The sequence below is a fragment of the Acidicapsa borealis genome, from assembly GCF_059115245.1.
On record NZ_JCACNY010000001.1, the window covers coordinates 3,618,593 to 3,641,234 of the forward strand.

General features: G+C 56.1%; 19 protein-coding genes and 1 riboswitch. Of the genes, 9 read left to right on the plus strand and 10 right to left on the minus strand.

Annotation, left to right across the window (positions count from 1 at the left end; genetic code table 11):
* Positions 1 to 2: 2 nt before the first annotated feature.
* From AC5S27_RS14825 to AC5S27_RS14840, 4 genes are all read right to left on the minus strand, one after another.
* On the minus strand, positions 3 to 716 hold the full coding sequence (locus tag AC5S27_RS14825) for an urea amidolyase associated protein UAAP1 (RefSeq protein ID WP_493935342.1): 714 nt from the start codon (positions 714 to 716) through the stop codon (positions 3 to 5).
* A gap of 322 nt (positions 717 to 1,038) precedes the next feature.
* The gene (locus AC5S27_RS14830) at positions 1,039 to 2,463 is read right to left on the minus strand and encodes a hypothetical protein (RefSeq protein WP_493935343.1); all 1,425 of its coding nucleotides are present in this window, start codon (positions 2,461 to 2,463) and stop codon (positions 1,039 to 1,041) included.
* 354 nt (positions 2,464 to 2,817) lie between these two features.
* Entirely contained in the window at positions 2,818 to 4,137 is a 1,320-nt protein-coding gene (locus AC5S27_RS14835) for a voltage-gated chloride channel family protein (RefSeq protein ID WP_493935344.1), read from the minus strand.
* Between the two features lie 11 nt (positions 4,138 to 4,148).
* Positions 4,149 to 4,222: riboswitch (Fluoride riboswitch) on the minus strand.
* 46 nt (positions 4,223 to 4,268) lie between these two features.
* Entirely contained in the window at positions 4,269 to 5,621 is a 1,353-nt protein-coding gene (locus AC5S27_RS14840; protein WP_493935345.1) for a hemolysin family protein, read from the minus strand.
* 163 nt (positions 5,622 to 5,784) lie between these two features.
* Between AC5S27_RS14840 and AC5S27_RS14845 the strand changes: the two genes are divergently transcribed.
* A complete protein-coding gene (locus tag AC5S27_RS14845; RefSeq protein WP_493935346.1) occupies positions 5,785 to 6,984 on the plus strand; it encodes an efflux RND transporter periplasmic adaptor subunit in 1,200 nt (399 codons plus the stop codon).
* A 171-nt stretch (positions 6,985 to 7,155) separates the two neighbouring features.
* Entirely contained in the window at positions 7,156 to 7,989 is an 834-nt protein-coding gene (locus tag AC5S27_RS14850; RefSeq protein ID WP_493935347.1) for a DUF4097 family beta strand repeat-containing protein, read from the plus strand.
* A gap of 203 nt (positions 7,990 to 8,192) precedes the next feature.
* Here AC5S27_RS14850 and AC5S27_RS14855 read toward each other — a convergent pair whose 3' ends face one another.
* Both AC5S27_RS14855 and AC5S27_RS14860 read right to left on the minus strand, forming a co-directional pair.
* Positions 8,193 to 9,536, minus strand: coding sequence for a M56 family metallopeptidase (locus tag AC5S27_RS14855; RefSeq protein ID WP_493935348.1), 1,344 nt, complete (start codon positions 9,534 to 9,536; stop codon positions 8,193 to 8,195).
* Positions 9,533 to 9,913 (minus strand): BlaI/MecI/CopY family transcriptional regulator, encoded by a 381-nt coding sequence (locus AC5S27_RS14860; RefSeq protein ID WP_493935349.1) that lies wholly within the window; start codon positions 9,911 to 9,913, stop codon positions 9,533 to 9,535. Before AC5S27_RS14860 ends, AC5S27_RS14855 begins: the two co-directional genes overlap by 4 nt.
* Positions 9,914 to 10,310: 397 nt before the next feature.
* Here AC5S27_RS14860 and AC5S27_RS14865 point away from each other — a divergent pair, with 397 nt between their 5' ends.
* The 5 genes from AC5S27_RS14865 to AC5S27_RS14885 all read left to right on the plus strand — a co-directional run bounded on the left by AC5S27_RS14865 (position 10,311) and on the right by AC5S27_RS14885 (position 16,938).
* Entirely contained in the window at positions 10,311 to 11,885 is a 1,575-nt protein-coding gene (locus AC5S27_RS14865) for an OmpA family protein (RefSeq protein ID WP_493935350.1), read from the plus strand.
* 311 nt (positions 11,886 to 12,196) lie between these two features.
* Positions 12,197 to 12,823 carry a cupin domain-containing protein gene (locus AC5S27_RS14870; protein WP_493935351.1) on the plus strand — a complete coding sequence of 209 codons (627 nt, stop codon included), beginning with the start codon at positions 12,197 to 12,199 and terminating at the stop codon, positions 12,821 to 12,823.
* 24 nt (positions 12,824 to 12,847) lie between these two features.
* Positions 12,848 to 13,360: a hypothetical protein gene (locus tag AC5S27_RS14875; protein ID WP_493935352.1), complete on the plus strand. Its 513-nt coding sequence runs from the start codon at positions 12,848 to 12,850 to the stop codon at positions 13,358 to 13,360.
* Positions 13,361 to 13,380: 20 nt separating this feature from the next.
* Positions 13,381 to 14,112, plus strand: a complete 732-nt coding sequence (locus AC5S27_RS14880) for an HAD family hydrolase (RefSeq protein WP_493935353.1) — start codon at positions 13,381 to 13,383, stop codon at positions 14,110 to 14,112.
* A gap of 183 nt (positions 14,113 to 14,295) precedes the next feature.
* Positions 14,296 to 16,938, plus strand: a complete 2,643-nt coding sequence (locus tag AC5S27_RS14885; RefSeq protein ID WP_493935354.1) for a TonB-dependent receptor — start codon at positions 14,296 to 14,298, stop codon at positions 16,936 to 16,938.
* Positions 16,939 to 17,023: 85 nt separating this feature from the next.
* Here AC5S27_RS14885 and AC5S27_RS14890 read toward each other — a convergent pair whose 3' ends face one another.
* A complete protein-coding gene (locus tag AC5S27_RS14890) occupies positions 17,024 to 17,242 on the minus strand; it encodes a hypothetical protein (RefSeq protein ID WP_493935355.1) in 219 nt (72 codons plus the stop codon).
* Between the two features lie 655 nt (positions 17,243 to 17,897).
* Here AC5S27_RS14890 and AC5S27_RS14895 point away from each other — a divergent pair.
* On the plus strand, positions 17,898 to 18,386 hold the full coding sequence (locus AC5S27_RS14895) for a hypothetical protein (RefSeq protein WP_493935356.1): 489 nt from the start codon (positions 17,898 to 17,900) through the stop codon (positions 18,384 to 18,386).
* Between the two features lie 25 nt (positions 18,387 to 18,411).
* On the opposite strand, the gene fliS is transcribed toward AC5S27_RS14895, so the two are convergent.
* From fliS to AC5S27_RS14910, 3 genes are all read right to left on the minus strand, one after another.
* Positions 18,412 to 18,861 (minus strand): flagellar export chaperone FliS, encoded by a 450-nt coding sequence (gene fliS / locus AC5S27_RS14900; RefSeq protein ID WP_493935357.1) that lies wholly within the window; start codon positions 18,859 to 18,861, stop codon positions 18,412 to 18,414.
* A 33-nt stretch (positions 18,862 to 18,894) separates the two neighbouring features.
* Positions 18,895 to 20,577 carry a flagellar filament capping protein FliD gene (gene fliD, locus AC5S27_RS14905; protein WP_493935358.1) on the minus strand — a complete coding sequence of 561 codons (1,683 nt, stop codon included), beginning with the start codon at positions 20,575 to 20,577 and terminating at the stop codon, positions 18,895 to 18,897.
* 154 nt (positions 20,578 to 20,731) lie between these two features.
* The gene (locus AC5S27_RS14910; RefSeq protein ID WP_493935359.1) at positions 20,732 to 22,000 is read right to left on the minus strand and encodes a flagellin N-terminal helical domain-containing protein; all 1,269 of its coding nucleotides are present in this window, start codon (positions 21,998 to 22,000) and stop codon (positions 20,732 to 20,734) included.
* Positions 22,001 to 22,045: 45 nt separating this feature from the next.
* Here AC5S27_RS14910 and AC5S27_RS14915 point away from each other — a divergent pair, with 45 nt between their 5' ends.
* A complete protein-coding gene (locus AC5S27_RS14915; protein ID WP_493935360.1) occupies positions 22,046 to 22,621 on the plus strand; it encodes a flagellar FlbD family protein in 576 nt (191 codons plus the stop codon).
* The last annotated feature ends 21 nt before the right edge of the window (positions 22,622 to 22,642 follow it).

The following is a 22,642-nucleotide window of genomic DNA, read 5'->3' on the forward strand; positions in this document are numbered from 1 at the left end:
GATTACAAAAAGTATAACTCGGTGAGTACAAATCCACGGGTGTTCTCGGGACAGAGCGTACGGCAGCGATCGTCGCGCATAGGCGTCGGTACTCGACTAATACCAAGCTCGACAGAAGTAGGGGCATAGTTCGGATCGGTATTGAGTGGATGCGGCGAGGTGTTTAAGAGAACCAGCACATTCATTTCAGCACGCAATTCGATATAACTTCCTTTGGGCGAATTGTTGCTGACGTAGCTCATATCTCCGTTCTCGTCCACAACGACCTTGCTGAAGAAATTCACCGTGGAATGCAGATCGCGTGGCCCCATGCCGTATTTCCCCAGCTCAACCAGAAAGCCATCACGTGCATTCTGGTACCAGCCATTTCGAGATTGCTGATAAGTCGTCTTACCGTATTTCTTCTCGATCAGGCCAGCATTTGTAATGCCCGCGATAGGATCATGCCAGCCAACTGTATCTTCCGTGATCGAGCACAAAACACGTCCCATATCCGAAAACAAAACGTGGCCAGCCTTCAGTCGCGCCGTATGCTGTGCCTTCAGCGTATCTGGAAGATTGAAGCGCTCAGATGGATTTTCAAAGTTGAGAAAATAGGCCGCGACGTTGGCGTTTCCCTCTGTGTCTGTGATTCTGAGTGCAGTGCCTCGTTTGAGAACGTGCGACCATGTCGCCCCACCAGGAAGGACTTCTGTACAAAGCAAAGATGAATCCATGGAAACTTCCCCCGTTTGCGCGAATGCCCCATGGGCAAAAGCACACACCGTAGCAAATTGCAGGTATTGATCGGCACGCCACAGGATGTGGGTGCAGCGACGGGGCTTTATTTATAGAGTCGGTGGGCCGCAGCAAACATCCATAAATATCATGCGCAACTGTACTTTGATCGGGATTCTTCGAAGTGTCCGGCGCACGCTCATAGACGTACTGTAGCACGAGTGCGCCGCGGCGCAAGCCTGAAAATCCTCGTATTTCAGTTCATTTCGACAATTCTCTTCACGCCGGTATCAGCAGATTGCAATGCAGTGATCGCTTCTCTCATGCCGGTGACAAGAAATTGAAAAGATCCGACACCTTGCCAAGCGGCCAGGGTTCGCGCTCAACGAATATCTCCAGCAAGGTTGTCGTATAGGGATAGAGGAGTCTCTGATCTCCCGATGCCAGGCCGGTCAGATCGAGCTTAACCGCCTGACCGCCGTCGTGGTCGATGGTCAGGCTATGGGCATCGCCGCTGGCATCAACGTACGCCTCGTATTCGATCAACTTAGATCCGCTCGATGCGATGATTTCCATCCATAGCTTGCTGTACTTACTACCCGGCGTATTAATCTTCAACATATGTTCGGAGAGTTGCACATAGAAGCATCGATAGCTGCTGTCTCCTGAATAAGTAGAGGCGATCAACGGGATAGATGGATAAGCCGGTCCATCCGAATCGGTGAGCTTATCTCCCATGAACAACTGGATGTTGTAGTCCTGTACTCCATCGTCATGATCATCGACCACACGGACAACGAGTTGCTGCCAACCCGCCCCAGGTGAATCATCCTGGCCACTATTCGGTTTGCTTGCATCATTCATCTTTTGCAAAGCCGCTGCGCCGAATTGTTGCGCCGCTGCAGCCCAGGTTTCATAACCCGCATCGTCGGCTACGTTGAAGAAGCGCCGTACAAGCTTTGCGACATCGGGGTTGGGCTCTTGAATAATGGAGCCGTGATTCTGGCCGTCCACCGCAATCACCGGAGGGCCAAGGCGATTACTTGCCCAGGGCGAAATATTGCATCGCACCGTATTGCCGTTTCCATCTTTCAATTGCGCTTCCCTACGAAAATCTACGCTTACTTTGCGCGAGTCGAGTCCACAGCCCGCCCATCGCACGGTACCGTCTGTACCCGGTGGATTAGCAACAGCGGCAACTCCGTCGTAACCATGATTGCCGATGAAGATAGCAACATAAGGTGTGTTCGCGCCTTTATCGTAAAGAGGCTTAGCGCCCACCATGTCCTTATGCGCAAGATCCCATGTGTACCTGCTGGCGAGTTCAAGACCATCGAGGACCTGATCGCCGGCATTGAGGAAATCAGGACCCCAATGCTTGTTGCCTTTGACGAGCGCTCCCAGCCAGCTACGCCCCTGCTTGCCTTGCGGTGAACCAAACGTGGCAGGGGCAAGCCCTACAAGATGCTTGAGGCGCCGAATTCGGCTTCGCGGATCGTCACTGGGAAATGGATCACTCGTCAGCCACTGGCGCAGTACAAGCATGCCAGTGGAGTGGACGATGGCGTCAAAGGTCCACGTGTCGTCTTTTTCGCCCGAACTCCACGGAGTAAGCCTCAAAGCGCGATCAAATGCCTCTCCAAGATCCTTGATCGTTACCTCATTGTTCAACGTTACGTAGTTTCCGATAACGATCGGAGTCGTTGTGACATCGGCATCCTGTAGAGCCTGTTTCCAGGGTTTCAAGTGCTCGCCATTGTCCGAGTATCCGTGGATCAACAAGACCCGCCCAGCCGCAAAGGGCGTTTTGGACGCTGCGGAAGTTGCAGCTGGCGCCAGTGGGGGAGTTTGTGACGCCGCAACTTCAGCATTTGCTGGAGAACTGCTTGACTCACTTGCACCGTCGGAAAACATACCCCTCCACTTAGCCCTGACGTAGTCGAAGAACGACATCGCGCACTTAGCCGCCTTTCCTCAAGAACGCGAGTATAGCTACGCGCTGCCGCTCGAGCAAGACGATTTGTTTACCGATGGATATTATTTGGAGTCTAGTTAGCTTCGCGTTTCGTCGCTTCGATGCTCGGAGCAGATGAACTTCAGCTAGACCTGCGCTGACTTCGGTTCGATCTCGCTTCTCTGTTTGGCGACTAAAGCAAGGGATAGTCCCTCTTCAGCATCGGTATGACGGTACTTACTCCTCCCTACGCGCTGCGCGTGATAAATGCCGGAGTGGCCTGAGAACAGATAGCTGATCACACAGGCAATGCCCGCATACGCGCCAGCCTCCGCACCAAACAGTTCCACCGCCATCAGCGTAGAGGCAATCGGAGTATTGGCCGCGCCAGCAAACACTCCGACGAATCCCATACCCGCAAGCAGCGAAGGCGGAAGCGGGAGGATCCGCGACAGAGCATTGCCAAGCGTAGAACCAATGTAGAAGAGCGGAGTGACCTCTCCGCCTTTGAAGCCTGTGCCGAGCGTAACCGCCGTAAAGAGAAACTTTGCGGCAAAGTCATACACGGGAAGCCTGGTGTGAAATGACGCAACGATGGTCGGAATACCAAGGCCGATATACTTCGTGGTGCCGATCAACAACACAGCCGTTGTGACCACAATGCCTCCAGAAAATGGCCGCAGTGGCGCGAACGGTATCAGCCGCTTTGCGAAATTCGAAACGCCGTGCGTGCTCTTCGCAAATGCCATCGCTACCAGGCCGAAGATTGCGCCCGCCACCATCGACAGGGCAATACCGCTCAGTGTGAGATTCGGGATTTCGGCGACGCGGTAGATCGTGTGATTGACACCCCACGCTTTGGTGACCAGGTCCCCCACGAATGCTGCGATGATGCATGGCGCAATGGCGTCATAGCTGATGCTGCCGAAGGCGAGCACTTCCAATCCGAAGACTGTACCGGCGAGCGGCGTACCGAAGACCGATGCAAATCCAGCGCTGATCCCAGACATAACCAGGATCCGACGATCATGCGGCATCAGGCGGAGCGGACTTGTCAGTTGATCCGCCAGAGAAGCGCCTGTCTGAATCGCTGTTCCCTCTCGCCCCGCAGAGCCTCCGAAGAGATGGGTGAGAAACGTCCCGATCAGGATGAGCGGCGTCATGCGCAGAGGGATCGTCGCCTTGGGATCGTGAAGCTCATCCAGGATGAGGTTGTTCCCTGCCTCGACCGAGCTGCCCAAATACTTGTACATGCAACCGACGAGCAAGCCCGCTGGCGCAAGCAAGAGGATGAGCCACCAGTGAGCGTCCCGCAAGTCGGTGGCGATATTCAGCGAGACAAGCAGAAGCGCGGACGCAGAACCGGCTAGGACACCAACCATGCTGGCGATGGCGATCCAACGAATCAGATAAGTCACAAGACGATATTGCTCGGAAAGAGCGTGGGCGAAATTGATTTTGGGCAAATATCCTCCTACAGGTCGTAGGAGTCATCAGCTCTGTCCCGCGAAGGACAGGCGGTTATGGCGGAACCCCATCGCCATATTTGGATAAGCCAAATGGTATCAGCCGCTAGACCGCGTTGCAATGAGGATGCTCACGCTTGCGCACTTTCTTCGGCTGGCTCAACTCTTATCTGCTGGATCCTGCGGCCTTCCATTTCCGTCACCGTCATGCGGCGGTTGTCATACACAATGCTTTCCCCCCCTTTGGGGATGTGACCGAGGCGCATCAGCATGAATCCGGCAAGAGTTTCAACGCCGCCATCCCGCGGCAGTTGCCACTGCATCTGGGTTTCAAGATCGCGCAGATTAACCGAACCCTCCAGCAGCAGTGCCCCGGATGCAGTAGTAAGTACAGGTCTTGCCGGATCGTCGAATTCGTCATCGAGTTCGCCCGTGAGCTGCTCGATCGCGTCTTCTGCGGTAACCAGGCCAACCGTCGAGCCGTATTCATCGACGACAATCGCCATCTGTCTTCGCCGCTGCTGAAACTCCTTGATCAGATCGAGCACTGTCTTGGTCTCGGGCACCATCAGCACATCGCGCATGATCTGGCTCAGCCGCAACTCGGCGATTGGTGCAGCGGAAGAGCGGGTACCGGCAGTGCGGCGGAAGTGCATCAGGCGGGCCAGATCCTTGGCATACACCACACCGATGATGTGCTCAGGTCCACGCGTTTCGTCATACACCGGCACGCGGGAGTGCTGATGATCGATGACCGAAGCGCTGGCAGCTTCGATGAGAGTGTCCCCTGCCAACGAGATAATCTTCTGGCGCGGAGTCATAATCTCGCGCACCGGAACCTCGTCCATCTCAAGCGCGCGATGAATCAGGCTCTCCTGAAATTGCGGCAGCACCCCCATGCGCCGTGCAGCAGTAGCAATCAGCTTCAGTTCCTCTGGCGAATGCACCGAGGCCTCATGCGTCATTGGCACACGAAACATGTGCAGGACCACTCGCGCTGAACTTTGCAGCAGTTTCACAGCTGGACGCGTGACCGCCATGAACAGCAGCATCGGGCCAGCCACAGCAATCGCCATATTTTCCGCACGACGCAGGGCAAGTGATTTTGGGACAAGTTCGCCAAGCAGGACATGCAGATAGGTGATCAGCGAGAATCCAAGGACGACAGAGGCCAGGTGCGCGAAAAGAACCGCGTGAGGCAGGCCTTCCATCCAGCTCAGGAAAACGGCAGCAGCCACAGGCTCGCCTATCCAGCCCAGCGCCAGGCTACACAGGGTAACCCCCAGCTGCACTGCCGGTAAGAAGCCATCGAGGTCGCGCTGGAGCCGGCGAACGGCCGAGGCGCCGGGAATCCCGGCTGCAATCAACTGCTCAATCCGCGTGTCGCGCATCGAAACCAGCGCAAACTCCGCGGCCACAAAGAATCCGTTCGCCAGAATCAGGATGGCGACAGCGAAAATCTGGAGCAGCGGGAGACCGTGCATATCGGCTTGAGTCTAACATTTGGACAAAGCTGGCGGGGAATGCTCGCCGGGCGAGTCGAAACACCAGCGGCGGACTTGCCGTGGAACTAATCTCTGGGCGGTCTCGTATCAGACCTCAAGAGCATATCTTCAGATATGCGTGGATCAGGTTTTGGGGGTAGTTGTGGCAACACGCAAGAATGGTCGTCTCTGGCTTTGGATTGGGCTGGGAGTGGTATTGGTACTGAGCGCAGCGGGATATGGCGTGGCACGGATGGCATCCGGCTCTGGCATCGATCCAAGTAAGCTCGGCAAGGTTGGACGCGGCGACGTCGCCCGCTCCGTGGTGGCGACTGGCAAGATCACCCCCATCCTCCAGGTCGAGGTGAAGTCAAAGGCCTCAGGCATTGTGGAAAAACTGTTCGTCGACATCAATAATGTCGTTCGCAAAGGCCAGCCGTTGGCCCAGCTTGATCAGCAGGAGATTGCGGCGCAGGTAGCAGCACAGCGGGCCCAGCTTGGCGCGGCAGAGGCCAATGTGGCCAACTTCGAAGCAGCACTTGAGCAGGACAAAGTAAACGCCGCCGCCCCTGACCTGCCCATGTATAAGGTCACGCTCGATCGCAACACCGAAATGGTCAAGCAGGGACTGGTACCGCAGCAATCCCTCGACAATGCCAATCGCGACTACCTAGCAGCGCTAAACAAGCGAGATTCTGCGCGAGCCCAGCTTGGAGTCGACAACGCCAAGCTCAAGCAGGCAAAGGCGCAGGTTACGCAGAGCCAGGCAACGCTGAATCAGCTGGAAGAGCAACTCAGCTACACGACGATTCTGGCGCCGATGGATGGCGTAGTGCTCTCGCGCGACGTGGAGATCGGCGATGCAGTGAGTTCCATTCTCGTGCTTGGCTCGACTGCGACGCTGGTGATGACCGTAGGTGATACGACTGAAGTCTACGTCAAGGGTAAGGTGGACGAAGCCGATATTGCGCACGTCTACCTCGGACAGCCTGCGCGCATCAAGGTTGAAAGCTTCCGCGACCGCTATTTTCAGGGCAAGGTAACGAAGATCTCCCCGATGGGCGTCGAGAAGGACAACGTCACAACCTTTGAGGTCCGCGTATCCATCAACAACCCCGGCGGCGAGTTAAAGGCGCAAATGACTGCGAATGCGGAGATACTGCTCGATGAACACAAGAACGTGCTGACAGTTCCCGAAAATGCTGTCATCTATGACGCAATGAAAAACGCTTCCGTCGAGATTCCGGAAAAGAAACAGAAGGACGGAAAGCGGAAAGTGCCTGTCAAGGTTGGACTATCCAACGGCACGATCACCGAAGTGATCAGCGGGCTGAAAGAAGGGGATGCGGTAGTGCTTCAATAAGCGGAAGGTTGTTCGTTTTCGGACACGGCAGTTGCAAATGCGGACATGGCAACTCGAGAGGATTTATCTTTACGTGTTGAAGTCGTTTGAAATCAGTCGTTTCCCCCGATGTGACTTTGGCACGATGAGTGCTAACAGTAGAGACGAAATAGCAACACTGTGAGGAACAAAATGAAACGTTGGATTCCGGTATCTGCATTGCTCCTGGCCGCGGCCGCAATTCCCGCTCTAGCCAGCGAAGCAACTTTTGAACGGACGCTCTCGGTGTCCGGCGCGGTAACGCTGCATGTTTCCACGGGATCGGGGAACATCCACATCAAGCCGGGTTCAGGCAGCCAGGTGCACATCTTCGGCCGCGTCAAGTCCGGATTTGGCGGCAGTGAACAACGGGTCCAGGACATTGCCGCTCATCCCCCGATCGAGCAGACCGGCAGCATCCTGCGCATTGGCGAGCACTTGGACGGGCTTCACAACATCTCGATTGATTACGAAATTGAAGCGCCGGCGCGAACCTTTCTCGATGCCTCGTCTGGCTCAGGAAACGTCACAGATGATGGTGTGGGAGTAAACGCCAAGCTGAACACCGGATCGGGGAACATTCACGCCAAGGGCCTCAACTCCAGCTTCTCGGTTGAAACCGGCTCTGGCGATATCTATGCCGAGCAGACCGGTTCAGGAGACGTGAAGGCACACACCGGCTCCGGCAATATCGAGTTGCGCAATCTCTCCGGCGGCCTGCGGGCGGAGACGGGCTCTGGCGATATCAAGTTGGGCGGGCAACCCAAGACTGGATGGAAGGTTTCCACCGGCTCCGGCAACGTAGAAATGTGGCCAGACCGCGCTTCCCTGACCCTCGAAGCGTCCACCGGCTCCGGCAACATTCACGTGGAAGGCAACGAGATGGAGACCAACCACTCAGATCACCACAACTTGTCAGCCAAGCTCCACGGCGGCGGACCAACCGTGCGCGTGGAGACGGGATCTGGCGACATCCGCATTCACTAAGTGGAATGTGAGCCAATCTTCGAAACGAATTTAGTACAACGGTGTTCCTCGGCGAGGTCTGAAGGCTCCATGGGACGGGCCTCGCCTTTTTTTAACAATCTTGGATGAACTGGGATGCGTATCCGCGCGATTCTGCTTTCAAGTGATCCGCGATACAGAGTAACGATGGGCGAAGCTTCAGGCTCCGCCCATCTGTTTTTCGCCTACTTCCCGAGCGAGAAAATAACGTTGATGCTCGTTTCCACTTCAACGGGATCACCGTTCGATAAATAGGGTTCCCATCGCCATTGACGGACGGCATCGAGAGCGCTCCGCTGCAACTCTTTCGGGCCGGACTGAACTTTCAGCTGTTCTGTCACTCCCTCTTTATTAATAATTGCCTGCAGCACTACCGTACCTTGAATTCCAGCGAGTTTGGCCTCCTTCGGATATTCAGGTTGAACTTTCGTGGTCAGCTTCAAATCGTTTATGTTGACGTGAATTGTCTTCGCGTCGGCCGCGACTGCAGTCGCCGAAACTGGCGATACATGAATGCCAAGTGCGATAGCAGACGTACAGGCCACGAGACCAATGATTGTGGCGATCGTAACCGATGCCATCCGTCGTGCGCTTCCAACCTTTTGCCGTTTCTCAGTGAGTCGCATAATTCTCCTCTCGAAAATGTTGGCATCGAAAATCCCGATGGCGTGAAGGGTCTGGACCGGCATGCGATCGGAAAGCATGGCGGCCAGTCGTAGCAGGGATTGTGCGTAACGCTCTCTCGTATGCACGCAATCCGCTGCCGTCGCGTCGCACACCATTTCTCGCGTGGCTGCAAGGCTTGAGGCCGTCAGCCAGAGCAGCCGATGATAGGCAACTGGAAGTGAAGCAAAGCTGTAAAACAGATTCTTGGCGAAGTCTCGTCTCCGCACATGAGCCAGTTCGTGTGCAAGCACCACCTCGAGATCAGTCGCAGCCACACCTCTTAGAAATCCCTTTGGAAAAAGCAGCACAGCCCGGCCGATGCCGAGGGTGACAGGGCCGGCAGCAGCAGGCGACTCCGCATAATGCAGTGCCTCCCCAACTACAAAAAGCCGCTGCGCCACATCGTTCAACCGTGCGAGATCTTCGACCGCCTCCACTGGTTCCGAATCGCGGAGCATCACGCTAGTTTTCCAGCAGCCCCAGCCAAGCCGGAGTGCGAAATAGATAATCGATATGGCGTATGCGATGAAGATGCCATTCAACAGCGCTGCGGACAGGTGAAACGCTGCTGGATCTGCAACGGCGCCGGGCATGAAAACCACCTGAACCGAACCACTCGGCCCAGATCTAGCCCATGCCGAAGAGACAAATGCCCAGACATTACGGCCAATCGAGTTGCCGTCGAATTGACAGGCAGGCAGAATGACTTCTGCCAGAATTGCGCAAACCCATATACGGTGCTCTGCATGCGAACTTACGGGACGCAACAGACGAGCAGCTATCCAGGCAGCAGCAAAGAACAGCGGAATCTGCCACAGCGAGTTCAACAGATAGACTTCAACCCAGGATTGCATCCCGTTCATTGGTCTGCTCCTTCCTTTTCGAGACGTTTTGTAAGCTCGGCAATCTTCTTCGCGTCAATCTGACGTGTCTTGATCAGGCTCATGACCAACTCCTCGCTCGACCCGCCAAACATCCGGTTGATCAGGTCGCGCACAGCGTGCCCCGACGCGTTCGCCTCTGTCTCCGCCGCGGAGTACTCGTAAGCCCGACCGCGCAATTTGCGTTTGAGCTTCCCCTTTTTCAGGAGAATATTCAGCATTGTCTGGACGGTTGTGTATGCCAGCTCCTGTTCAAGCCCGGCCTGCACTGCCGCAACCCCGCTCGCACCCTGCTTCCAGATCACCTGCATGATCTGCAGTTCGAGCTTGGTCAGGGTCTGCTTCTTCTTTTCCGCCATCGTCATCTCCTAAACACTTAGGACATTAGCCTCGTCTTCGCGGCGTTGTCAACTAAGTTTTTAGGACTCGCAGACGGATTACCAGCCAAGGGCCGCTCACGAAAGTCGGCACAATTCAGATGTTCACGGAACAGGACGCAATTGCACCCGAACATGAATGTTTCTTTTGGATCACTCAAGGGCAGCCTTTCATGATCACTTGCGATCACACTTAAGTTTATTATTTAGAATGATTTACAATTCTACTTAACTTATCTTTCTGACACTCATGTGCTAATTGGAACAACTTATCCGGAGTAAAAGGTTTCTACTTTTAGGGGTTAGGCTGCGCTCCAAAATCGAATTGTGTTCCTACAAGCAACCGAGAGTAGAAAGCGCAACACCCAAGGAGAGAAGAATGATCAAGAAACAAAAGATTTCTGGACGCAGCGCGACTGCAGTTTTGGGAGTGGTATTGGCCGGTTTTGGTCTGGCACACGCGCAGGAGCCAAATCCAACAGCACAGCCGGGCGCGCAGCAAACACCGGAACGTGAAGTCCGTGATGGCGTGCTGGTATACAAAGTCACCGTCGTCGGGCGCGACATTCCAGCGATCAATTATTTCCATCGCAAAGGCTCAACGAAAATCGGTTTTCAGGGAACAGCTTTACTTCCCCAGGCCGAGGGTACGGCTAAGGTCGATGGGTTGGCAGGTCGCACATCCATCCATGCAGAACTTGAAGGTCTCACACCGGCCAACGGATTTGGACCGGAATATTTGACTTATGTCTTGTGGGCAATTACGCCTGAGGGCCGTCCGGTAAACCTGGGCGAGATTCTGCCGACAGGTTCGAAAGACAAGACCGAGATTACCGTGACTGCAAACCTGCAGGCATTTGGCTTGATCGTCACCGCCGAGCCTTACTATGCGGTCACAATGCCCAGCGACGTCGTCGTAATGCAGAACGTTGTACTGGAAGATAAGACCGAAGGCGTGATTGAGCAGGTGAACGCGCACTATTCCCTGCTGCCGCGCGGTGCTTACACTGAGACGGCGGGCCGGCACACTGTCATCAATCCGATCCGTCGAGATGAGCGCACGCCTCTTGAAGTATACGAAGCTATGAACGCGGTGCAGATCGCCACTGCAGCAGGCGCCGACAAGTACGCGGCTGACACGATGGCCACCGCGCACACTGCGCTCAAGAATGCCCAGGATCTGAACCTCAGCAAAGACAACCGTAAGCAATCCATCACCTACGCGCGAGAAGCAGTGCAGTCAGCAGAAGATGCACGCATCATCACCATCCGCAAGATCAAGGCGGAAGATGAAGCGGCTCAGTTGAAGGCCAAGCAGGACGCAGAGCAGGCCGCTGCAGAGTCGCAGGCGGACGCCGAAAAGGCCAAGCAGGCTCAGGCAGCAGAAGCGGCCCAGCGAGCGCAGGCAGAAGCGGCAGCAGCCGAAGCTGAAGCACGGGCGCAAAAGGCTCGTGATGCGCAGAAGCAGGCAGAAGCGAGCGCTCAGCAAGCGACACAACAAGCCGAGCAGATGCGTACCAAGCTTCGTGATCAGTTGAACCAGGTTCTGCAGACCAAGGAATCAGCCCGTGGACTGATCGTCAACATGTCGGACGTTCTCTTCGACTTCAACAAGTACACCCTGAAGAGTGAAGCCCGCGAAAAGCTGGCCAAGGTATCCGGCATCCTCCTCGCATATCCTGGCCTCAAGTTGCAGGTGGAAGGCTACACCGACAACATCGGTTCGGATGACTATAACCAGAAGCTTTCGGAACAGCGCGCTAACGCCGTTCGCGACTATCTGATCTCGCAGAGCGTACAGGACGCGAACATTACCGCCGCCGGCTACGGCAAGAGCAATCCCATCGCAGACAATTCCACCAACACGGGCCGCGCGCAAAACCGTCGCGTCCAGCTCGTTGTTTCCGGCGACGCGATTGGCCTTCACGAGGAAACCGGGCCGGGAGCGCAGTAACCCCGGGGTTGGTCCCTGTAACTCAGTGTGGAATGTCGGTAAGGGCTGCTCTTCGGAGCGGCCCTTGCTGTCTTGAGAAATAGTTTTCCTGGCGCACTTCCGCAAGAAAGTCCGCTATCGAAAGTGAGCGCATCGAGTTCACGGTGTGCCGAAGCCGCGGATGCATGCAACATGTCTCCACCGCTCTGGCTTCATCGCAAAACTCATGAGGCTTCGTAACCTCCGAATTTCGAGCGGGGCCCAATCGGGACGGGTCTCGCTCTCTTTTTGCGTTTCGAATACGAACGGAGTCCTTTTGATAGGCTGTGCGCATGGCATCCCTCAGTTCCCTGCTCCGAAATATTGTGGTTCTTGCGACAGTCTTCGCACTCGTCATGTTGCCGGTACAAGCTGCGGCTCCGCGGTATAAGGCTGGCTCCGAAGAGCGCGAGAAGGAACTGATCCGCGAACTCAAGTTGACAGTCCTGCCCAAAGAATCAGGCTACCTGGCCCTCGTAGGCACATCGTCCCAGAAGACGAAGATTGATGGGCGCGACTTGGCAGTGCAGAGCCAGGTGTATTACATGATGACTGAACAGTTACCGGTCAATTACCTGCACTGGCTGGCCCCCGACGATACCCATATTCTGATCGAAGGCGGCCCGGTCGATTACTACATCTTCCACCCCGACGGTCACGCCGAAATGCGGACGCTGGGAACGGACGTTGCGCATGGCGAGCGCCCAATTATTGCGGTTCCAGGCGGATCCTGGAAGGCGCTGAGACTACACAAGGGTGCAAAGTACGCGCTGATGGCAAACGCGCTATCGCCGGAGTTCACCACAGATCGGGTCCGCATCGGCGAAGGAGCGGAATGGGTGAAACGCTATACAGGCGCTGCACCCTGGGCCACTCCAGAATTCCTGCGCGATCTGATTGGGCCGAACTGGGTCAAGTGAACGGCTCTGAGTTACGATAGCGCCATGCTGGTGCGAACTCTCCTAATTCTTTTCGCCATCGGAGCTGATGAAAGTGTTTCTGCATCGACGCAGAAGAGTTGGAACTTAATACGACCTGACGGGATTGGGCCAGTAAGGATCGGCATGAATTTGTCAGAGTTGGATGCCGTTCTTGGCGAAACCTTCCAGAGGCCTGAAGACAAGGATGAACAAGGTTGCTTTTACGTCGACTCCGTTAAACATCCGGGTATGAGTTTTATGATCGAAGAAAATCGTCTTACACGAATAGACATCGACGAAAAACATTTTGCCACTGCAACCGGAGCTCATGTAGACGACTCAGAAGCGCATCTGATCGCGTTGTACGCCAACAAGCTGAAGATCGAGCCAAACGCCTACGAACCCCGCGACCACATCTTGACTTTTGCGCCAGTTCACCAAAAATTGGGAATCCGATTCATCATGGCCGACGGTAAGATCCGGGTGATCTATGCTGGACGCAGGACCTCAATCTCTTACATCGAGGGCTGTGAGTAGTCATCCCGTAAACTAGATAAATGCTGCGCATTGTTCGCCCTTTTCCCGTAGACTCCCTCAAGTTGCTCGTATTCGATCTGGATGGAACCCTGATTGACTCCCGCCAGGACCTCTGCAACTCCGTGAATGCTACCCTAACGAACTTTGGGCTGAAGGAATTACCGGATTCGGTGATCGCCAGCTACATCGGCGACGGCGCGGCCATGCTGATCCGGCGCGCATTGGCGGTTCCGGGCGAATTGCCGCCGGGCCACGACACTGCCATCTTCGACGAGGCTTTCGCCTACTTTCTGACCTACTACCGGGCCCACAAGCTGGACTACACCACCGTCTACCCCGGCGTCTTCGAATCGCTGGAGGCACTGCGAACCAGGCCAAACGGTCAAAAGCGAGCCATGGCAGTCCTGACCAACAAACCGGTCGGACCGGCCCTTGCGATCTGCGAGGGGCTTGGGCTAAGCCCGTATTTCTTCCAAATCTACGGCGGCGACAGCTTCGCCACCAAGAAGCCAGACCCGCTAGGTCTTACCACGCTGATGGCGGAAGCCGGCGCAAGACCGGAGGAGACAGTCATGGTCGGTGACTCCGATGTCGATGTGCGGACGGCTAAGAATGCGGGAACATGGTCCTTGGGCTGCAGCTTCGGACTGGCGCCGGAAACACTCGAAGCAGCCGAACCGGACGCCGTAGCAGGCCACGCCTCGGCTTGGACGACCGCTCTGACCGCCCGAGAAATATCAGCCCGAACCTAAACAAATTCCACATCCTGTACGTCTATCAACAATGTCTACACAAAACTGTATTAGCCCTTTTCGATCCGGGTTATGATCTTCGTTGAGGAGTTGCCTGTGTCCTTTGCTTTGCCTCGCCTTGCTCTCATTCGTTCCGCCCTGTTACCAGCTACTTTCTCCTGTTTTTTGATGAGCTTACCTGCCTTGGCCGCCGCTGGACCCACGGCAAAAACTTCCGCAGACGCGGGACCTGGAACGAAACCAACTCCCGTCGTCCGCGGTGTGGTGGCCGACCCCAGTGGAGCGATCGTACCCAATGCGGAGGTCGACGTGGTGGACGCCAGCGGCGCTGTCACCGCGACCCTGCATTCCGACGGTGAGGGAAACTTCACCTTCACCGCGCCTGCGATCGGCGATTACACCCTCGTCGTTTCAGAAGCAGGCTTCGATACCGTTCGCACCATCGTCAAATTGGGAGTACCGGGCACAGCTCCGCTCGCTGGCCCGATGTTGCACATCGTTCTGCCGATCTCCTCGCTTTCGACGACAATCAACGTCAATGGCGGAAGCGGCGTAGATCTGACCGCGCCAGACGCCAACTCCGATACGTCCGTCATGAGCGCCAGCGAACTCAAGTCGCTGCCCATTTTTGATAACGATTACAGCACCGCAATGAGCGCCTTCATGGACTCCGGAGCAGGAGCGACCGGGGGAGCAGGGCTGCTCGTGGACGGCGTTGAATCCAATCACGCGACAGTCTCGGCCAGTGCCGTGCAGGAAGTTCGCATCAACCAGGATCCCTATTCCGCCCAGTACTATTGGCCAGGTCGCGGACAGATGGAGATCATCACCCGCTCGGCAGCCGAGCACTACCACGGCCAGTTCAACTTCATGTTCCGCGATTCGGCTCTCAACGCGCAGAACGCTCTGGCCAACATCAAGCCTGCGGAACAGCGCCGTGTCTACGAAGGCCACGTCACCGGGCCGATCCCGAAGGCGAAAAACAGCAGTTTCCTCGCGTCCTTCAATCGAGCAGAAGAAGACCTCGACGCAATCGTCGTCGCCACTCTGGCACCCACAGCCGACAACCCTACAGGAATTTTCCAGGCAAACGTGCCCGCCCCAACTCGCGAGACCGATTTCAGCACCCGGGCAGCACACCAGTTTGGCAACAAGCATTCAGCCTATGTTCAGTACACCTATGAAGACTGGAACGCCCTGAACCAGGGCGTCGGTGGACAAACTCTTGCCTCGGGCGGTTACGGCGCACACTATCGCGAAGATGACCTCATCTTCCACGCCGACTCAACCCTGACGCCGATCCTCCTTAACCAGTTCTCGGCCGTTCTCGAGCGCGACCGCAACCAGAATCTGAATGCAGTCGAAGCACCTCACGTCAGCGTGCAGGGCTACTTCTCCGGCGGGTCGGCGCAGAATGATTCCGTTTCCAGCGAATACAACTTCCGCCTGAACGACACGGTCAGCTGGACGTATGGCAAGCACACAGTCAAGGTCGGCATCAACGTGCCCCACATGAGCCGCCGCGCCCTCGATGATCAGACCAATGCATTGGGAAGCCTCACCTACGCGCCCACTGTGGCGGCCGACGGTATCACCGTGATCGACTCCGCGCTCGACAACTACGCGGCTAACAAACCCTCAGGTTTCTCGCAAAACTCCGAGAAAGAGCGTTTCATTTACCACCAGCAGGAACTCGGCACCTTTATCCAGGATCAGTGGAAAATCAACGAACGCTTCTCGCTGACCCCCGGCATACGCTACGACTGGCAGAATTTTCTAGCTGACGACAAGCTAACCTTCTCGCCGCGCGTTTCCTTCGCCTGGGTGCTTTCGCCCGAGTCGAAAACGGTCGTGCGCGGCGGCGGTGGCCTCTATTACGACCGCTTCGGTTCCGGACCGCTTGCCGATCTGGTTCGCTATGAGAACGGCGCCCGCCGCTCAGTTACAACTTCCCTCAACCCCGAGGATGAGCCCGGTGGCTGCGCAATCATCACCGATTGCGTCGACGTCGCCGATCTGCCAACATCACTGGTCAAGCTGCAGAAGGACGCCAAAGTCCCCTACCAGGTCCAGTATGGTCTTTCCGTCGAACGCGGTTTCGGCAAGAGCGCGACTGCATCCGTCAGCGCCTATTCGATCCGCGGAGTTGACCGTTTCCGCTCGGTCGATATCAACGCACCGACGCCACAGTCAGGATTCACCGTTCGTCCCGATCCGGAATTTGGCCGAATTCGCCAGATGCAGCCCGAAGGCACTTTCTGGGGCAACGGAGTCGATGTGTCTTTCCACGGCGAATTGAATAAGTACTTCACTGGTTTTGGTCGTTATACCTGGTCGCGCTTCGAGTCGAACCAGGAGGGCATCACCTGGTTTCCTCAAAACCAGTACAACCCCAACGACGAATGGGCAAACTCCAGCTGGGATCGCCGCAACCGTCTCGGCATGTACGCCATCTTCAACCACGAAAGCGTAGCCAACCTGTCGATCGGCGTATTTGCCAATAGCGGTCAGCCCTGGACCGTACTAACCGGCACCGACCCCTACGGCGACAACCTCTTCAACGCACGCCCAGATGGCGTTGCACGGAATTCGGAAAACCTTCCTAGCTACGTCGATCTCGACGTCCGCTGGGGTCACGATTTCCATCTCACCAGTAGCAAGGACGAAGAATCGCCCAAATTAGGTTTTTCTGCCGGCGCGTTCAACGTGCTCAATCACGAAAACACGACGTCTGTGGACCAGATCGAGAGCTCGACTTCCTTTGGAGAGACAACTTCCGTTGGTCCGCCGCGGCGTATCCAACTGGCAATGCGCTTCGAGTTCTAAGCCTCACGCCAAGGATTTTCACCCGCTATTTCCCGTTCCAAGCAACCTGAACACCTGGATCAGACCAGAACACTGAGCCGCGTGTTCAGGCTGTTTCCGCTCCAAGCAATGTATTGCCATTGGCGCGAACTCCCGGTAACTGCGGCACGAATGCTACATATTCCCCGGACGAGAGTGTGATATCGGCCGCGTAAGTCTTCCCTCCAGCGTCCGCGGAGTACAGCGTACTTTGGGAGAGGAGGCCAAGGTTGTTCTGCGCCTGAGTTGAACTCACTGCAACTGTGGATGGATTCGTGACCTGCATGCTTTCACCTCATCTTTCTCAATTTCCGTGGAGACCTCCATACTGAGGCTCGATCAAACCTGTTCGGGGAGTTCCTGCTGGCCCTAAGAATCAAGGATCATGCCCAGAACGAAACCATTCCGATGGGCAATGCCGGCGATAGCTCTGGCATGCGATCGTCCGTTGATGCGTCAGTTGGGCTCGGATCCGCGCGACCGCTCGGAGTATCCCCGCTCCACGCACCGGCCAGCGAAATGGCCCAAGGCGAATCAAGCAACGCAGGCTGCTCCAACTTGACCGCGGAAGAAACAAGCTTCCTCCGAGTTTCCTCAGCGCGTTGCTGTGCCGACGCTGCTGATGGATGAGTACCTTGAATTGTCTGGCTTGCATTCAACTGTCCAGGATGTACATGCATGGGTTACCTCCTTGCCGTTCGCGCTCCTGCCAATTGCAGTCGCGGGTCCATTCTGCGCGGAAAAATCTTGGAATGTCTTAAGGAAATGACGGTGCGCAGAACATCGAATCGTCATGCGAAACGCGTATCCAGAACGGAACCTTGAGTGTCAAAGGCGCGTACTCCACTTTCAGGACGGTGCGTATGCTTCAGTGGTTGCACGAGAAAAGCCTTGCTTCCGGGCGCGGATTGGGACTAGCTGTTCTTCTTGCTGTAGGCGCGATGGCAACGCTCCCCGTCCACGCAACCCAGGACGTGGTTGAGTTTGGCAACACCATTCAGGTGCCGAAGGACAGCTCAATCCACGACGCAGTCTGCTTCTTCTGCAGTCTCAACGCGGAAGGGACAGTGAACGGCGATATCGTCGTCTTTTTCGGAAACGTCAAAATTCACGCGCCGGACGGGCGCGCAGACCATGATGTCGTCAACTTTTTTGGCAGCGTCGAAGCTGGCGACGACACCAGCGTCGGAGGAAGCCTCGTCAACTTCTTTGGATCAGTTCGTCTCGGCGAACGCGTCAGCGTCGGCAAAGATACTGTCGTCATGTTCGGCAGCCTTCATGCCCCATCATCGGCGAACTTTGGAGGCGACCGAGTGGTTCAACCAGGGTGGCTCTTCTGGGGACCGTTCCTGACAATTGTCATCGGCCTGTCGTTGTTGATTCGAGAACTCCGAGGGCGCCGGCACCGAAGAATATTGCGCGGCTATTGAAATCAGACGGATTCGTTGAATCAGGTCACGCGGTCCAGCGAGAACGCTCGTCCGGCTCAGGGGCTGTACTGATGTGCTTGACCTTAGGGGGGGCATTGCTGGCGCCAGGCGATGCTATCGTGGGATCCGCAGCGACCTGGCGCCACGCATCTCGCACATTCCGCACACAGTCAATAACTTCCTCAAATCGTTCCGTTGAAGCAGCGACTGAAGCCTGCAGAATCAATGCGAACATCGAGGCGTAATACTCGCTGAGCACTTGCGCCGGACGTCCACCGATATCCATGCGCAGCCGCGCCTGTAAATGAATCAGGATTGCCAGTGCACGCTTCACAGCGACCCTGCGCCCAGTTACATCGCCGCGCTCGGCTGCAGCAATCGCGGCGTGCAGGAAGCGAATAATGCCGTCATAGAGTGCCACTACCAGATCGACCGGCGAGGCTCCATCGAGCGAATGTTCCTGATAACTTGCCATGACTTCGGCTACTCCTGATCCAATTGACTTGGCTTAGAATTTTGGTGCCTGGTAGCCTGTGATCGCCGAATAGAGCTCACTGACATTGTTCAAGTTTGAGGGAATGGACTGAAGAATCTCGTTGGCGCTCGTCAACTCCAGCGTGAGACTCACCTGCTGCGCCGAAATGAGACGCTCTTCATTCGAAATATCTGTATTGAGAGCGGACTCGCTGCTGCTATTGGAGCTGAGAGCCAGGGCGAGAGTTCCCGTCGTGCTCGTCGTACCTAGATTGTTCAATGTGTTGGAAAAGTCCACACCCCAGCTGTAGCTGTTTTGAAAGAAACTGACAATGCCTGAGTAATTGGTGTTGAGTTCGCTGTTCAGAGCATTGGTATCGAGACTCAGCGTTCCGTCATTATTCACGCTCACCCCAAGCTGCGTAAGGTTGTTGACGCCAGACTGCGAGTTATATGCCAGAGCCGTCGAGCCATCGGCCACCGTCGAAGTCACTGTAACTCCCGACGTGATGCCCGCATTCGCAACCAGGGATAAACGAGCTCCGGTCGCGTCTGTCAGCACGCTGGCCGTGATGCCGATGCTCGCGGCATTGACCGCTGAGGCAAGTCCCGCTAGATTTTGGTTGGCAGCTGGCAACAAACTCAGGTTAAAGACAGTTGGGTTCCCGGAACCAACTGCAATCGACAGCGATCCAGTGAGCGTATCGGAGGCATTTGCCTTGGGAATAGCAGTCAGGTAACCGGCAGGCGTAGCCGTATTGATCGCACTGAGAAGCTGCTCCTGGAGAAGCGTCAGCGTGGGTGTACCGAACAGCGGGGCGGGCGTGCCAGACGTTGTCGTTTCCTGCGAATTGACGGCACTGATGACTGCGTTGTAGTCCGAGACGAACTGGTTCACCGATGACACGACCGCAGTGTTGTCATTGAGTATCTGCACTTGCACCGACTCTGCCGTTCCGCTCGCTACCGGAGACGGTGCGAGCAATTGAAACGTGACACCCGGAATGACAGTGCTGACAGTATTCGACGCGGCAGAGATAGCCACACCATCGACTGTAAGGCTCGCATTCACGCCATCGGTAGCCTTGTTGTAAGCCAGGGCCTTGTTGGTGCTTACATCTGTGATCGACGAACCGATCGTTAGATCACCGCCGCTGCCGGACGTCCCGGACACCAGCGAAAGTCGCGATCCATTCGTGTCCGTCAGCACCGATGCCGTCACGCCAATTCCAGCATTGTTGATGGCCGCCGCAAGACCGGAAAGCGTATTGTCGCTAGACCCGACAGTGATGGTCTGCGTCGTACCCGATCCAACCTGAATCGAGATCGAGCCGGAAACGGTATCCGAAGCATTGGTGATCGCGTCCAGGTATCCGGAAGAGGTCGCTGCCAGCGAATTGACGACAATTGTATGCGTCCCGGCTACAGCGGCGGATGATGCTGAGGTCAGTGCCAACACCCCGGGATCCGAACTAGAGCCCTGCTTCTCTGCCAGCACCCCCTGGAAATCGGTGAGCTGCCCAACATCATTGGAAAGTGTAGACAGTAGACTTCCCAAGCTCGATATGACCATGTCCTGGCCCTGATAGCTGGAAAGCTGCGACTTCCATGGCGCCTCGATATTCTGTAGATTTGCAACAATCTGGCTCACGGTGGCGCTCACATTAAAGCCAGTGCCGGCGGTGGGCGATCCGAAACTAATTCCTACTGTACCCATCTCTACCTCAATGCAACAGAACGCAGCCCAATAGCCAATTTCGCATGGACAAGATTAGAGAATTTTGACCCGCACGCAATTCCAGCGTTTGTCTGTCAGAAAGCCGGGAAGACGCAACTTCGCGCCTTCCCATCTCTTCGTCCTGCAAACGAGACTACTGCAACAGCTTGGTAACTTCCTGCTGCAGGCTATTCGCCTGAGCCAGTGCCGAAATGCCGGTCTGGGACAGGATCTCGTACTTCGACAACTGGGTCGTCGCCGCAGCGTAGTCGGTCGCTTGCACCGCATTCTGTGCCGAGGTGATGTTCTCCTGCTGGGTGCTCGCAACCTGCGAAACCGCATTCAGCGTGTTGACCTGCGCGCCAAGATACCCGCGCTGGGCGGCGACGTTACTAATCGCGGCATTGATGGTTGTGAGTGCCGACTGCGCGTTCCCCTGGGTAGTCAGATCCGTCGTGGCCAGATCGGTTGTGGCTTCGTTGGTGCCCTTCTGATAGCTGATCGTCTCGACCGACTTCGTAGATGCCTGGAGAGACGTTGCGGCTTCACCGCTGGTTGTATCGAGCAGGGTAGCGTCGGCGATGACCACGCTCGAATTGGTGTTCGAGAGCAGCAAACCCACGTCGGTGGCCGCGCCCGTGCCTACGCCGGTCGCGGAAACAGTCGAAAGACTCGCCGTGACTCCGGGTATTCCGTCCTTGTTGATCTCCGAGATCAGGCCGCCAACCGTGGTGGCAGTTGTCGTGAAGTTGGTCGTAGTGCCGTCGGCATTGGTCAAGGTGAACTTGAGTCCGCCGCTGACAGCGTCAGACGCAAGCGCCTGGGTTGTCGTTGCCGTGCCGGTGAACTTGGCAAGGTCAACGAACTGGCCAGCCGAACTCTGTACAACCGTGCCGCCCGAGTCGCCAACCGTGGTCGAAGACAGTGGAGCAAAGTAGAGATTGTCGACCGAAGCACCGGTGGTCGAAGAATCACCGGTATAGATGTTCGTTCCCGCTGCTGCACCGGTGAAGATCTGGTTCGAGTTATACGTGGTCGTCGAACCAATGTTATTGATCTCCGACAGAATCGACTGATATTCCTGGTTCGCCGCAGCTTCCTGGGTCGAGTTGAGGGTGCCGTTCGCTGTCTCGGTGGCCAGCGTAACAGCACGGTTGAGCAGGTTCGTCACTTGCGAGAGAGCGCCATCGGCCACCTGCAACAGGCCCACGCCTTCCGTTGCATTGGTGGCGGACTGGGTAAGCGCTGTCGAATTCGCCTGCAGACCGTTCACCAGCGACAGTCCAGCGGCATCATCCGAGCCGGAGTTGATCTTGGAACCCGAAGAAAGTTGAGTCAGCACATTCTGCAGGCTGCTGTTGGTGTTATTCAGGCTGTTCTCTGCATACAGCGCCGAAATGTTATTCAGTACGCCCAATCCCATGGGATCGCTCCTGGTCAGGATTGCTCCTGATGGATGCGTTGATTTATGGCTGAATGCTCCGTTGCGCTGATTTTTTACGCAGCTACCGGGACAACAGCCATCGCATCTGGGAGTTGTATCGGCGGACTTCGCAGCGACTTTAGTGAGTATCAATTCAGGATTGTGGACCTCTTCCGCGAGTTGTTTCTTCCCGATCACGAACTGCATGCGCATTGCCGGACTTCTCTCCTATGGCTTTTCACACCGCCGCCGATAAGCCAGTCAGGAGACTCGCGCGCAATGATTGAAGTGACTCGACTCAACGGAACTCAGATGCTGGTCAACAGCGACCTGATCAAGATCGCCGAAGCCTCTCCAGACACCATGCTCACCCTGATCCACGGGGAAAAACTCATCGTCCGCGAGAGCTGCGCCGAGATCCTGGAAAAGGTGCTGGCGTACAGAGCTTTACTGCTGGCTGCGGTGGCCGCACATTCTAAGGCCCCCGGCGACCTGCAGCGTCTGGTTGCGCTCGCCAGCCACAATCCGGATGCCTATGGAGCCTCAGTCAGGGGCAGCCGAAGTGGCCCGGTACTGGCCGTCTCGCAACCAGGCGCAACGCACGCAGAACCTAACTCCTGAGCTTTCATCCGGTCACCTACA